General features: G+C 68.7%; 12 protein-coding genes. 5 read left to right on the top strand and 7 right to left on the bottom strand.

The genetic code is table 11. The features are described from left to right. The first annotated feature begins 50 nt into the window (after positions 1-50). The gene (locus M9980_RS11910; protein WP_250751138.1) at positions 51-353 is read left to right on the top strand and encodes an integration host factor subunit alpha; all 303 of its coding nucleotides are present in this window, start codon (positions 51-53) and stop codon (positions 351-353) included. Between the two features lie 11 nt (positions 354-364). Continuing rightward, complete coding sequence (locus tag M9980_RS11905; RefSeq protein WP_250751136.1) at positions 365-715, top strand: MerR family transcriptional regulator; 351 nt, start codon at positions 365-367, stop codon at positions 713-715. 59 nt (positions 716-774) lie between these two features. Here the strand turns inward: M9980_RS11905 and M9980_RS11900 are convergent, their stop codons facing one another. The 3 genes from M9980_RS11900 to M9980_RS11890 form a co-directional block, all read right to left on the bottom strand. Continuing rightward, entirely contained in the window at positions 775-1,314 is a 540-nt protein-coding gene (locus tag M9980_RS11900; protein ID WP_250751134.1) for a SixA phosphatase family protein, read from the bottom strand. Next, positions 1,311-4,001, bottom strand: coding sequence for an ATP-dependent DNA helicase (locus M9980_RS11895; RefSeq protein ID WP_250751132.1), 2,691 nt, complete (start codon positions 3,999-4,001; stop codon positions 1,311-1,313). Before M9980_RS11895 ends, M9980_RS11900 begins: the two co-directional genes overlap by 4 nt. A gap of 75 nt (positions 4,002-4,076) precedes the next feature. Beyond that, on the bottom strand, positions 4,077-4,970 hold the full coding sequence (locus tag M9980_RS11890) for a bestrophin family protein (RefSeq protein WP_250751129.1): 894 nt from the start codon (positions 4,968-4,970) through the stop codon (positions 4,077-4,079). 80 nt (positions 4,971-5,050) lie between these two features. Between M9980_RS11890 and M9980_RS11885 the strand changes: the two genes are divergently transcribed. Genes M9980_RS11885 through M9980_RS11875 form a run of 3 tightly spaced genes read left to right on the top strand, consistent with a single transcriptional unit; the run spans position 5,051 to position 8,814 of the window. Next, positions 5,051-6,622, top strand: a complete 1,572-nt coding sequence (locus tag M9980_RS11885; protein ID WP_250751126.1) for a lysine--tRNA ligase — start codon at positions 5,051-5,053, stop codon at positions 6,620-6,622. Beyond that, on the top strand, positions 6,619-7,812 hold the full coding sequence (gene nhaA, locus M9980_RS11880; RefSeq protein WP_250751123.1) for a Na+/H+ antiporter NhaA: 1,194 nt from the start codon (positions 6,619-6,621) through the stop codon (positions 7,810-7,812). The genes M9980_RS11885 and nhaA overlap by 4 nt, the downstream gene beginning before the upstream one ends. Beyond that, positions 7,813-8,814 carry a histone deacetylase family protein gene (locus tag M9980_RS11875; protein ID WP_250751120.1) on the top strand — a complete coding sequence of 334 codons (1,002 nt, stop codon included), beginning with the start codon at positions 7,813-7,815 and terminating at the stop codon, positions 8,812-8,814. Between the two features lie 90 nt (positions 8,815-8,904). Here the strand turns inward: M9980_RS11875 and M9980_RS11870 are convergent, their stop codons facing one another. The 4 genes from M9980_RS11870 to M9980_RS11855 form a co-directional block, all read right to left on the bottom strand. Next, positions 8,905-10,146: a dipeptidase gene (locus M9980_RS11870; RefSeq protein WP_250751118.1), complete on the bottom strand. Its 1,242-nt coding sequence runs from the start codon at positions 10,144-10,146 to the stop codon at positions 8,905-8,907. 164 nt (positions 10,147-10,310) lie between these two features. Continuing rightward, positions 10,311-11,159 (bottom strand): phytanoyl-CoA dioxygenase family protein, encoded by an 849-nt coding sequence (locus M9980_RS11865; RefSeq protein ID WP_250751116.1) that lies wholly within the window; start codon positions 11,157-11,159, stop codon positions 10,311-10,313. A gap of 52 nt (positions 11,160-11,211) precedes the next feature. Next, on the bottom strand, positions 11,212-11,979 hold the full coding sequence (locus M9980_RS11860; protein ID WP_250751114.1) for a phytanoyl-CoA dioxygenase family protein: 768 nt from the start codon (positions 11,977-11,979) through the stop codon (positions 11,212-11,214). 3 nt (positions 11,980-11,982) lie between these two features. Then, positions 11,983-12,912, bottom strand: a complete 930-nt coding sequence (locus tag M9980_RS11855) for an electron transfer flavoprotein subunit alpha/FixB family protein (protein ID WP_250751100.1) — start codon at positions 12,910-12,912, stop codon at positions 11,983-11,985. Positions 12,913-12,962: the final 50 nt, after the last annotated feature.

The raw sequence follows: 12,962 nt of genomic DNA, 5'->3' as shown, positions 1-12,962 counted from the left end.
ATGTGTTAGGTTTCCTGTCCGGACCGGATCGCTCGAAAGGAAGCCTCGTAATGGATGAAGCCGCGGGAACGCTGACACGTGCCGACCTGGCCGAGTCGCTTCATCGCGAAGTCGGTCTGTCGCGTGCCGATTCGTCCAATTTCGTCGAGCAGATCCTGCGTCACATGTGCGAGGCGCTGTCGAATGGCGAGAACGTCAAGATTTCCGGCTTCGGCAGCTTCATTCTGCGCGACAAGGGCGAGCGCGTCGGTCGCAATCCCAAGACTGGGGTCGAAGTGCCGATCGCGCCGCGCCGCGTCCTCACCTTCCGTGCCAGCCAGATGATGCGCAACCGCATCGTGGCAGGCCGATAGGCGCCGGCGACATGGCCGCGCCGGACAAGGCGGCGGACGCCTTCCGGACGATCGGGGAATTGTCGCGTGAAACCGGCATCCCCCAGCATATCCTCAGATATTGGGAGACGCGTTTTCCGCAGCTGCGTCCGCTGCAGCGCGCGGGCAACCGCCGTTACTACCGGACCGAGGATGCCGCGCTCGTCCGCCGCATCCAGGCGCTGCTCGATACCGAGGGCTATACGATCCGCGGCGTGCAGAAGCTGCTGGGCGAAGAGGCACCGGTGAAGCGCGGGGGCAGCAGTAGTGGCGGCGGGGGCGGTCGCAAGACCGCGCTGCTCGAAATCCGCGATGCGCTGGCCGCGGCGTTGACCGCCGACTGAATCCGGGGGCCGCCGCCTGCGTGGCGGCCCGGTGGGTCGCCGCCGATGGCGTGCCGGGCCTAATCCTCGTCCGGACCGAGCGCGGGGTCGAGGTCGCGGGGGCGGGTGAAGGCCATCAGCGTGCCGCCGCCCGCCACGACATCGGCCCAGCGATCAACGGCGAAGGTCAGCACCGCCGCGCTCGCGGTCGGGAATTTGTGCGCGACGCTGTCCCGCAGTGCGCCCGGCCCATCGGGCGCCAGCAGCAGCACCAGTTCCTCCAGCCCCGGGTTGTGGCCGACGACCATCACGCTTCCCAAGGCATCGTCCTGTTCGTGGACCACGTCGAGGATCGTCGCCGGCGCGGCGAGGTACAGGCGGCGGTCCCATGCCGGCGCCAACGTGCGGCCATAGGCCCGACCGAGATGCTCGAGCGTCTCGACCACGCGTACCGCCGGCGATGCTACCACACGGTCGTAGGCTTGGCCGCCGCGCTTCATGCTGCACCCGACCGCCACGGCGGCGCGCTGTCCCTTGGCATTCAGCGGACGGTCGAAATCGCGCAGGACGGCGTCGTCCCAGCCCGATTTGGCGTGGCGGAGCAGGGTCAGCGTCTTCATGCAGTCGCGTTGTGCCGGATCGGCGTGGTCGAAGGAAGGCCGGAAACGCGGGCCACCGCCTCGTCCAGCGTCACCCGCTCGACCGGGGTGCCGGGCGGGAAGGCGGTGAGCAGGCGTGACGGCATGGCGGCACCGAGCAGCACGAAGGCGCCGCGATCGTCGGCGCGGCGGATGAGGCGACCGAACGCCTGCGCCAGCCGCGCCCGCACGATGCGGTCGTCATAGGCGCTGCCCCCGCCCGCCAGCCGCCGCGCGGCATGGAGCACGCTGGGCTTGGGCCAGGGCACGCCCTCCATCACCACCAGCCGCAGCGAATGGCCGGGCACGTCGACCCCGTCGCGCAAGGCATCGGTGCCGAGCAGGGAGGTGCGGGGATCGTCGCGGAAGATGTCGACAAGCGTACCGGTGTCGATCGGATCGACATGTTGGGCGAGCAGCGGCAGGCCGTCGCGCGCCAGCCGGTCGGCGATGCGGGCGTGGACGCCGCGCAGCCGCCGAATCGCGGTGAACAGCCCCAGCGTCCCGCCCCCCGCCGCGACGATCAGCCGCGCATAAGCGTTGGCGAGCGCCGCCAGGTCGCCGCGTTTCACGTCGGTGACGATCATCACGCGGGCGTGGGCGGCGTAGTCGAACGGGCTCGGTGCTTCGAACCGCGCAGGGGGCTGGAGCAGATGGGCGGCCCCGCTGCGTGCCTCCGCCACATCCCAGTCGCCGCCCGCTTTCAGCGTGGCCGAGGTGACGAGGGCACCGTGGGCGTGTTTCAGCACGGCGTCGGCGAACGGGCGCGACGGGTCGAGCCAGTGGCGGTGGAGGCCGATATCCCATTCGCGCCCCTCCGCGCGGTCGACCGCCAGCCAGTCGACGAAATCGGGGTCGGCGGGGCCGCCGATGCGCGCGATCAGTGCGAGCCAGGCAGCGACCGTCTCGCTGCGCCAGCCGAGCGAGGCGATCGCGCCCTCGATCCGGGCGCGCGCCGGGCCGTCCATCCAGTCGGGGCCGTCGGTCAACAGCGCCTCCAGCCGGCGCGACAGGGTGACGAGCGGACGGATCAGCGCGTCGAGCGCGGCGGCGGCGGGGCCGGCGGCCTCGACCAGCGCGGCGTCGGGCTCGGCCAGTTCGGTTTCCAGCGCATAGCCGGCGTCGTCGTCCTTGGCGGCGCGGGCGTAGGTCAGTCCGCGGACGGCTGCGAGCAGCGCCTCGATCGGGCCGAACGGGTCGCCATCGGCGATGCGCGCCAGCCAGCCGTCGCTCGGTAGCGCGCGGGCGGCATCGACCGCATCGGTGATCGCGCGGCCACCCTCCTCGTCATAGCTGGCAACGTCGGACAGGCGCGCGGCAAGGCCACGGCGGCGCCCGCGCGCGGTGCCTTCGGGGCCGGTGATCCAGCGGCGGATCTCGATCGCCTCGGCGCCGGTGAGCGCGGCGGAGAACATCGAATCGGCGGCGTCGAAGACGTGGTGCCCCTCATCGAAGACATAGCGGGTCGGGCGGTTCGCGATCTCTCGCCCGCGTGCGGCGTTGACCATGACGAGTGCGTGGTTGGCGACGACGATGCTAGCCCGCGCCGAATCTCGCGCGGCGCGTTCGATGAAGCATTTCCGGTAGTGCGGGCATCCGGCGTAGATGCATTCGCCGCGGCGGTCGGTCAGCGCGGTCGATCCGTTGCGGCGAAACAGTGTGGGCAGCCAGCCGGGCAGGTCACCGCCGACCATGTCGCCGTCGGCGCTGTACGCCGCCCAGCGCGCGACGAGCTGCGCCAGTACCGCGGCGCGGCCCTGGAAGCCGCCCTGCAACGCGTCCTCGAGGTTGAGGAGGCAGAGGTAGTTTTCACGCCCCTTCCGCGTCACGACGCGGCGGCGGCGTTCGGCAGGGTTGGGGTAGAGGCGCGCGGTTTCGTGGTTCAACTGGCGCTGCAACGCCTTGGTGAAGGTCGAGACCCACACCGCGCCGTCGGCGTGCTCGGCCCAGAGCGACGCGGGGGCGAGGTAGCCGAGCGTCTTGCCGATGCCGGTCCCGGCTTCCGCCAGCACCAGGTTCGGCGTGTCGCGGACCATGCGCGGGGCAAAGGCGCGGGCGGCGGCATCGGCGAAGGCGCGCTGGCCGTCGCGGCGCTCGGCCCCGTCGCCGGTCAGGCTGGCGAGGCGATCGGCGACCGCATCGGGCGGGATGGTGACGGTACGTGGGGCAGGGCGGGGGGCGGCATCCTCCCATTCGGGCAGCTTCGAAAACAGCCAACGCTCGGCCTGCGCCGGCTTGTCGAGCTTCGCGGTGACCAGCGGCGCCCACGGCCAGCGCAGCCGGAACAGGCTTTGCGCCGCGGTCCACGCACCCTCGCGCTCGGGCCATGCCCCGCCCAGCGTCGCCAGCAACGCGCTCGCCGCATCGCGCAGCATCGGCGCGATCGCGTCGTCACTGTCGGGCGTGGCCAATCCCAGTGCAGCGGCCAGCCCCTTGGGAGTCGGCACCGCGAAGCGCGCGGGATGGACGAAGGCGAACAGCTCGAGCAGGTCGAGCCCCGACAGCTCTGGATGCCCCAGCCGCTGGCCGACGACGGCGGCGTTCAGCAGGATGACCGGCGTATCTGCGGCGATCCGCACCGCCTCTCCCCGTCCGATCGCGCGGCACCCATCCGCATCGGCGATCCAGACGCCCGAATGGCTGGCGTGAAGGGCGGGGTAGGGGAGCATCGTATTCCCCCTTAGCGGCGGTGGAACGATTGGGGAACGTGTTTGCGCCGTGCCGATTCGGTCAACCGGACGCCCTCACCACAGCACGTCGCGCTCGGGTGCCAGCGGCGCGGGCGCGGCGTCCCCGATCGCCTGCAACAGGTCGATCTCGATCGTCCGGCACATCGCCGACAGCGGCACATCGTGGACCGAATTCGCGAACGGGTCGGTCAGGTCCTCGCCGATCTGCAGGACGGCGAGGAACATCAGGCCGGCGATCGTCGATCCGACCGGGGTTGCCCAGCCCAGGGTCTCTACCAGCCCGATCGGCAGCAGGATGCAGAACAGCCGCGTGAACAGCGTCGGGAAGAACCGATACTGATTGGGCAGCGGCGTGTTCTTCAGCCGCTCCATGCCGCCTTGCGCATTGGCGATGTCGGTCATCGTCCGCTCCAGCTGCGTCTGCTGGATGGTGTCGATGAAGCCGCGGCGCTGCGCCTTGGCGATGCGCCCGGCGGTGCCGTCGAGCAGGCCGTTGGCGATGTTGGTCCGCGACAGCGGGCGCGCCGCTTCGTCCGCCGACAGGAAGCGCAGGATGTCGGGCGCGGGATCGATCCGCCGCAACTGGCAGCGCAGCGCATGGACATAGGCGATCTGGCGCAGGACGATGGTACGCTTCAAATCCCACAACTCGCCCTCGCGTGCGTAGGGCAGGAAGGTGACCACTTCGCGCGCCAGCGTGCGCGATGCGTTGATCATCGCGCCCCACAGTACGCGCCCCTCCCACCAGCGTTGATAGGCGGAGGTGTCGCGGAAGCCGAGGAACAGCGCGAGGGCCGAACCGAACAGCGTCAGCGGCAGGCTCGGCGCCTTGAACGGCAGGACGAAATACGCGACCGTCACCGCGACGTCCCACACGAACAGCGCGGTCAGCGGCTTCCAGACTTCGGCGATGATGCGTGTATAGCGCGGCGTGGCGGTGATGATCATTGCCGGGCGCTACGCATAACGTGGATCAAGGTTGCGGTGCCGCATGGAATATCGCGCGCGCAACGATTAGGGGGTGGCCGATGACCGACGATCTCCGCGCCGCCGCCCTCGATTCCAAAGCCTGGCCGTATGAGGAAGCGCGCAAGCTCTTGAAGCGCTATCCGGACGGCAAACCCAGTGGTGCGCCGATGCTGTTCGAGACAGGCTATGGCCCCTCGGGCCTGCCGCATATCGGCACGTTCAACGAAGTGCTGCGCACGACGATGGTGCGCAACGCGTTCCATGCGCTCAGCGACCAGCCGACGCGGCTGATCGCGTTTTCGGACGACATGGATGGCTTGCGCAAGGTGCCCGACAACGTGCCGAACAAGGCGATGCTGGCCGAGCATCTGGGCAAGCCGCTCAGCCGCATTCCCGATCCGTTCGGGAAGTTCGACAGCTTTGCCGCGCACAACAATGCGATGCTGCGGCAATTTCTGGACCGGTTCGGGTTCGATTACGAGTTCGCGTCCTCGACCGATTACTATACCGGCGGACGGTTCGACGGCGCGCTGAAAGTCGTGCTGCGCAACTTTGGCAAGATCCAAGACGTGATGCTGCCGACGCTGCGCGAGGAGCGGCGCGCAACCTATTCGCCGGTGTTGCCGATCAGCCCGACGAGCGGCGTCGTGCTGCAGGTGCCGATCGAGGTGATCGACGCCGATGCCGGCAAGATCGCGTTCGTCGACGAAAGCGGCGAGCGGGTGGTGCAGTCGGCGCTGGGCGGCCTCTCCAAGCTCCAGTGGAAGGTCGACTGGGCGATGCGCTGGGTCGCGCTCGGCGTCGATTTCGAGATGTACGGCAAGGACCTGATCGATTCGGGCATCCAGTCGTCGAAGATCGCCCGCATCCTGGGCGGGCGCCCGCCCGAAGGCTTCGTGTACGAGATGTTCCTCGACGAGAAGGGCGAGAAGATCTCCAAGTCGAAGGGCAATGGCCTCAGCCTCGAACAATGGCTGACCTATGGCCCGGACGAGAGCCTGGCGTTCTATGCCTACCGCGAGCCCAGGAAGGCCAAGCAGCTGCACATGGGCGTCATCCCGCGCGCGGTGGACGAATATTGGCAGTTCCGCGCCACTTACCCGACGCAGGAGCTGAAGCAGCAGCTGGGCAATCCCGTCCACCACATCCACGACGGCAAGCTGCCGGGCGGCACGCTGGCGGTGACTTTCGGGCTGCTGCTGAATCTCGTCGGGGTGATGGGTGAGGCGACGAAGGCGCAGGTGTGGGGCTATCTCGCCAACTACCTCCCCGATGCGACCGCGGAGACGCAGCCCGAGCTGGACCGGTTGATCGACCATGCGCTGGCCTATGCCCGCGATTTCGTCGCGCCGACGCTGGTGAAGCGCGCGCCCGAGGGAAATGAACGCGCGGCGCTTGAGCGGCTCGACGCGGAACTGGCGGCGCTGCCCGACGATGCGTCGGCGGAGGATATCCAGAAGATCGTGTACGAGATCGGCAAGACCGGCGACTTCGCCGAACTGCGCGACTGGTTCCGCGCGCTGTACGAGACGCTGTTGGGATCGAGCCAGGGGCCGCGGATGGGCAGCTTCATCCGGCTGTACGGCATCGCCAATTCGCGCACGCTGATCGCCGAGGCGCTGGCGCGGTGACGACGCGGCGCGGGGTCTGGAGCGCGGGCCGGGATTTCCTATCGACCGAGGCGGCCGGCGGCATCGTCCTGATGGCCGCAGCGGCGTGCGCGATGCTGGTCGCGAATCTGGAGGCGACCGCCGACAGCTATGTCGCGATGCTGCACGTGACGACCGGCCCGGTGCTGAACCCGCATCTCGGGCCGATGACGCTGCATTTGTGGATCAACGACGGACTGATGGCAGTGTTCTTCCTGCTCGTCGGCCTGGAGATCAAGCGCGAGGTCGTCGACGGGCGGTTGGCGAGTGCGGAGAAGCGTCGCCTGCCGGTGATCGCGGCAATGGCGGGGATGATCGTGCCGGCGCTCGTTTATCTCGCGGTCGCGGGTGGCGCGCCGGGGCTGGCGCGCGGCTGGGCGATCCCCGCCGCGACCGACATCGCCTTCGCGATCGGCGTGCTGGCGTTGCTCGGGGCCCACGCGCCGTCGTCGTTGAAGCTGTTCCTGACCACCATCGCGATCGTCGACGACATGGGCGCGGTGGCGATCATCGCGCTCGCCTACACCGACCATATCAACGTCGCCGCGCTCGCCGGGGCCGTCGCCGTGGTGGCCGGCATGTATGTGCTCAATCGCCGCGGCGAGCGGCGGTTGGCGCCCTACATGATCGGCTTTGCCGCGCTGTGGCTGCTGATGCTGGTATCGGGCGTGCACGCGACGATCGCCGGGGTCGTCACCGCGCTGCTGATCCCGGTCACCGTGTCGCCCGGCGCCCCCGACGCCGCGGAATCGCCGCTCCACCGGCTGGAGCATGCACTGCACCCGTGGGTCGCCTTCGCCATCGTGCCATTGTTCGGGTTCGCCAATGCCGGGGTCAGCCTGGCCGGGGTCAGCCTGTCCACGATCGCCGATCCGCTGGTGCTGGGGATCGCGGCGGGGCTGTTCGCGGGCAAGCAGATCGGCATCTTCGGCAGCATCTGGCTGGCCGAGAAGGCGGGCGTCGCGAAGCGGCCGGGCACGGCGAGCTGGGCGCAGATCTACGGCGTCGCGCTGATCGCCGGGATCGGCTTCACGATGAGCCTGTTCATCGGCGGCCTTGCCTTCCCCGGCGACGCATTGCTGGTCGAGCGGGTGAAGATCGGTGTGCTGGCCGGGTCGCTGGTATCGGCGCTGGCGGGCTATGCCGTGCTGCGCTTCGCAGGGCCGCGGTAGGTGCGGGTCGTCTTCGATCCGCGCCAGCTGGGCCATGCCCCGGCGCGCGAGTTTCACAACGGCGGCTGGACGCCCTATGCCGAGGTGCCGGCGCGTGCCGAGGCGATGCTGGCGGTGCTGGGCGCCAGCGAAGCACCGGTCGATCATGGCGAAGGCCCGATCCTGGCGGTCCACGACGCAGGCTATGTCGATTATCTGAAGACCGCGCCTGCACGCTGGGCCGAGGCGGGGCGCGAGGGCGACGTCATCGCCTATACCTGGCCGGTGGTGCGGCGGCGCGACATCGACCTGACGCGGATCGATGCGCTGGCCGGGCGCTACAGCATGGACGCTGCGACGCCGATCACCGCGAACACGTGGGATGCGGCGTATTGGAGCGCGCAGGCCGCGCTGACCGCACTCGATATCGTGCTGGACGGCGGGCAGGCGTTCGCATTGTGCCGCCCGCCCGGCCACCATGCCGGGGCGGATTATTGCGGCGGATACTGCCACCTGAACACCGCCGCGATCGCTGCGCAGGCTGCGCGCGACCGGGACCGCGCGCGGGTCGCGATCCTCGACATCGACTATCACCATGGCAATGGCACGCAGGATATCTTCTGGAGCCGCGGCGATGTGTTCTACGCGTCGATCCATGCCGATCCTGCCACCGATTATCCGTTCTACTGGGGCCATGCCGACGAGGTCGGCGAAGGCGCGGGAGTGGGCACGACGCTGAACCTGCCGTTGCCGCAGGGGACGACGCTTGAGGCGTTCCGGGCAGCACAGGGACACGCGCTGGCCGCGATCGCGCGGTTCGCGCCCGACCTGCTGATCGTGTCGCTGGGGGTCGACACGTGGGAGGGCGATCCGATCAGTGCGTTCCGCCTGACGACCGCCGACTATGCGGTGCTGGCGGGGAATATCGCCGCGGCGGGATGGCCGGTGCTGACGCTGATGGAGGGCGGCTATGCGCTTGAGGCGCTGGGCGCGAATGTGGCGAGTTTCCTGAGCGGGTTGTGAGAGCTGCGCGCTCCCGCGCAGGCGGGAGCCCAGGGTTACGGAGCGCAACGCTCTTGTCTCTAGGCTCCCGCCTGCGCGGGAGCACGGAGGTTACTCAGGCTCCGTTGCGTCGATCGGCTTCATCCCCCGCATCGACTTCGCCACTTCCTCCGCCCGCGCGATGACGCGCAGGACGTTGCCGGAGGTCAGTCCGGCGAGGTCGGTGTCGCTCCAGCCGCGGCGGGCCAGTTCGGCGAGGACCAACGGGTAGGAATCGACCCCCGACATCCCCTCCGGCCCGGTGCCGCCGATGCCGTCGTAGTCGCCGCCGAAGCCGACCGCGCCCTTGCCGGCGACCTTCGCGACATGCTCGATATGGTCGGCGACGGTCGATGCATCGACGCGGGGCATCGGATGGGTGCGGTCCCATTCGACGAGCGGCGCGGGCGATTTCGGGCCGTAGGCGTCGGTCGGCACGCCCACCGACTTGGCGTAGGCGCCGCGGGCGTTGTCCCAGTCGTTCCACGCCTTCGACAGGAAGGCCGGGTAGAAATTGACCATCACCACGCCGCCGCCCTGGCCGATCCGCGCGAGCAGCGCGTCGGGGATGTTGCGCGGGCGATCGGCCAGCGCACGGGCGGAGGAATGGCTGGCGATCACCGGCGCCTTCGTCACGTCGAGCGCGGCGGCCATCGTCGTGTCGGCGATGTGCGACACATCGACGAGCATGCCGATGCGGTTCATCTCCATCACCACCTTGCGCCCGAATTCGCTGAGGCCCCCGGCGCGCGGCGTGTCGGTGGAGGAATCCGCCCAGTCGAGGCTCTTGCCATGCGTCAGCGTCATGTAGCCGACGCCGAGTTCGCGCATCTGGCGCAGGACGGAGAGGCGCCCGTCGATCTGGTGCCCGCCTTCGATCCCCAGCAGCGAGGCGACCTTCCCCGCCTTCAAGATGCGGCGGACGTCGGCGGCGGTCGTCGCCATCTCGAAAATTGACGGATTCGCCGCCACGAAGCGGCGGACGATGTCGATTTCCTCGAGCGTCATCTCGACCGCGCGGGGGCCGGTGACGGTGGCGGGAATATAGACCGACCAGAACTGCCCGCCAACGCCGCCCTTCTTTAGCCGGGGGATGTCGGTCTGGAGCGGATAGGGCAAGGCGGCGGTGCTGGTGGTCAGGTCGAGGCTTTCGACCTTCGCCTCGTGCCGCTCGCGGATTTCCCACGGCAGGTCGTTGTGGCCGTCGATCACAGGTGCCTTGGCGAGCACGCGCGCGACTCGGCGCTCGATGGCCGGGTCGGGCGCGGCAGCGGCCTGGGGGGCGGCGAGCAGGAGCGCGAGGGTGGCGATCATGACGTCATCTGTCCTGAAAATGCGCGAAGGTTCCGCGAAACGGGGTGGTTTCGGAACTTTCGGCGGGGGGTGGTCGACCGCAGGCACGGGATGGTGGCGGTGGCACAGATCTGCATGGAGGCGAGCAAAGCAAATCGGCGCGCTGTAGGACAGCGAAAACCGGTTCAGATGTAGTGCGGTTCGCCGCGGATGTGCAGATCCTCGTAATGAACCAGCGCGGGTTCCGGGCCCAGCGCGACCGGCTGGCCGCCGCGGAACGCCCATTCGCCGCGGTCGCAATCCTCGGCGCGGACATAGCCGTTGATGTAGAGGCGGCGAAGGTGATCCGAGCGGTTCTCGCCCGAGGCGTGGACGAGATACGGGTTCCACAGCGCGAAATCGCCGGGCGCGAGGTCGAGCGGGACGATCGGGTGGTCGCCCAGCCCCGCGGCGCCGAGCACCGCATCGTCCATCGCGGTGCCGAGCACGTCGGTGGTCGTGTCGAGATCGACGTCGCCGGCGCGGTGGCTGTCGGGGACGAAACGCATCCCCCCGGTGGAGGGATTGTGCGGATCGATCGCGAGGCCGGTCTGGACATAGCTGCTGCCGAGGTTGCGATAGGCTGCGTCGGGCTTGCGGAAGCGCGAATCCTGGTGCCACGCGAAATCGCCACCGCCGAACGGCGTCTTCCAGTGGAGCTGGTTGATGATCTGTTTCAGGTCGCCGCCGATCAGCGGCGCCAGCACGCGGGCGATGCGCGGATCGGTGCGGACCGCGTTCAGCACGGGATCGTGATACGCCATCCACTGCACCATCCGCACCTGCGGCGGCGCGGCGTCGGTGGCGGGCGCGACGTTGTAGAAGAGATTGCCGTGACGAAAGCTGCGCCCGTGGGCGATGCCCTCGGCATGGACGCGGTCGATCGCGGCGCCGATCTCGGCGACTTCGGCTGGAGAGAAGAGGTTGCGGACGATGGCGTAGCCGTCGCGGTGGTAATCGGTGATGTAGGGGGGAGTATCTGAGCTGGCCGCCATGCCTGTCCTCGCGCGTCGCTGAGCGTGTGTACCGCGATAGAGTGCTGTCCCGCTAGACCCCAAGCCATTCGAGCGGCGCAGGAAGCGATTGCGCGGAGTAATCGACTTGCAAGACACGCCTGCGTCGTCCGTTGCTGGCCGCCGACGCGTGCAGGATCGGCGTGGCATAGACCCAGACATCGCCGCGTTCGGCGACGCACGCGAGTAATTCAGACCGCGCGACAATCGTTTCGACCTCGCGCACAGGGATACGACCGATCCGATGCGATCTTCTGGCGATCAGCAGCGGCGCATTGTCCGCAGGCACGACCTCGAGATGAATGCGCAGCGTAACCATTGCCTCGATCACCGCGAAGGGCGGCTCCACGTGGAGCAATCCGGCCTTGCGCGTCCAAGGGCCAAAACCGGCAACTTCGTGCTGGGCCTGGACCGCGATAGTCCGATCCTGGTGCCAGCCGAGTGCCCAGTTGGCGGCTGGCGTCTTGTCAAACAGGACGGCGCGGACGGGGCGGGCCGACGCACCGAGATAGGTCGCGGCGATGGCGGCGATCGCGCCACCTTGGGCGAGCACGTCGGCAAGCTTGGGCAGGCCGGTCAAGCGGATGCCCGGCTGGTTGGTGGCGACGTTGGAGAGCGCGGCTTCCAGGGCCGCAAGGCAGGGGACGGCGGCGCCTTTGTGTAGTGCCGCGCCGTCCGCCTCCATCGAGAGGGCCAACACGGGAGTAAATCCCGTGTCGTCGGACGCCGCTTTGGCGGCGCCGGCCGGCTGTTGCTTTATGCCCTCGCTTCGCTTGGGCACCACCGTGGAACTGTGTTCCACCGCTTAGAGCTTTTCGGTCAGCTCCGGCACCACCTTGAACAGATCCCCTACCAGGCCGATGTCGGCGACCTGGAAGATCGGGGCGTCCTCGTCCTTGTTGATGGCGATGATGGTCTTCGAATCCTTCATGCCGGCCAGATGCTGGATCGCGCCGGAGATGCCGACCGCGATATAGACTTCGGGGGCGACGATCTTGCCGGTCTGGCCGACCTGATAGTCGTTGGGGACGAAGCCTGCATCGACCGCGGCGCGGCTGGCGCCGACGGCGGCGCCGAGCTTGTCGGCGAGCGGCTCGATGATAGCATGGAAATTCTCACCGTTCTGCAGCGCGCGGCCGCCCGAGACGATGATCTTGGCGCTCGTCAGTTCGGGGCGCTCGAGCTTGGCGATTTCCGAGCCGGCGAAGGTCGACAGGCCCTGGTCGCCGGTCGAGGCGACCGCCTCGATCGTGCCCGAGCCGCCCTCAGGTGACGCTTTTTCGAAGGCCGTACCGCGGACGGTGATGACTTTCTTCGCGTCCTTGGACTGCACGGTGGCGATGGCGTTGCCGGCGTAGATCGGACGGGTGAAGGTATCTTCGCCCTCGACCGACAGAATGTCGCTGACCTGCATGACGTCGAGCAGCGCGGCGACGCGCGGGGCGATGTTCTTGCCGTTGGAGGTGGCCGGCGCGACGAACACATCGTGATGGCCCATCAGCGAGACGACCAGCGGCGCGACATTCTCGGCTAGCGCGTGGGCGAACGCCGCGTCGTCGGCGACATGAACCTTGCCGACGCCGGCGATCTTCGCGGCTTCGGCGGCGACGCCATCGACGCTCTGGCCGGCGACCAGCAGATGGACTTCGCCCAGCTGCGACGCGGCGGTGACCGCGGCGTAGGTGGCATCCTTGACGGCGGTGCCGTCGTGTTCGACCCAGACCAGGGTTTTCATCGTGTCATCCTCTCAAATCACCCCACCCGTTCGTTTCGAGCGAAGTCGAG

It is taken from the genome of Sphingomonas donggukensis (genome assembly GCF_023674425.1).
GTDB classification, from domain to species: Bacteria; Pseudomonadota; Alphaproteobacteria; order Sphingomonadales; family Sphingomonadaceae; genus Sphingomonas; species Sphingomonas donggukensis.
This window is presented reverse-complemented; position numbering and strand designations above follow the sequence as displayed.

Coding starts and splice junctions, on each gene's coding strand:
- M9980_RS11865 (WP_250751116.1), bottom strand. CDS start 11,159: ATGGCGGCCAGCTCAGATACTCCCCCCTACATCACCGATTACCACCGC.
- M9980_RS11895 (WP_250751132.1), bottom strand. CDS start 4,001: ATGCTCCCCTACCCCGCCCTTCACGCCAGCCATTCGGGCGTCTGGATC.
- M9980_RS11855 (WP_250751100.1), bottom strand. CDS start 12,912: ATGAAAACCCTGGTCTGGGTCGAACACGACGGCACCGCCGTCAAGGAT.
- M9980_RS11905 (WP_250751136.1), top strand. CDS start 365: ATGGCCGCGCCGGACAAGGCGGCGGACGCCTTCCGGACGATCGGGGAA.
- M9980_RS11870 (WP_250751118.1), bottom strand. CDS start 10,146: ATGATCGCCACCCTCGCGCTCCTGCTCGCCGCCCCCCAGGCCGCTGCC.
- M9980_RS11885 (WP_250751126.1), top strand. CDS start 5,051: ATGACCGACGATCTCCGCGCCGCCGCCCTCGATTCCAAAGCCTGGCCG.
- M9980_RS11910 (WP_250751138.1), top strand. CDS start 51: ATGGATGAAGCCGCGGGAACGCTGACACGTGCCGACCTGGCCGAGTCG.
- M9980_RS11890 (WP_250751129.1), bottom strand. CDS start 4,970: ATGATCATCACCGCCACGCCGCGCTATACACGCATCATCGCCGAAGTC.
- M9980_RS11900 (WP_250751134.1), bottom strand. CDS start 1,314: ATGAAGACGCTGACCCTGCTCCGCCACGCCAAATCGGGCTGGGACGAC.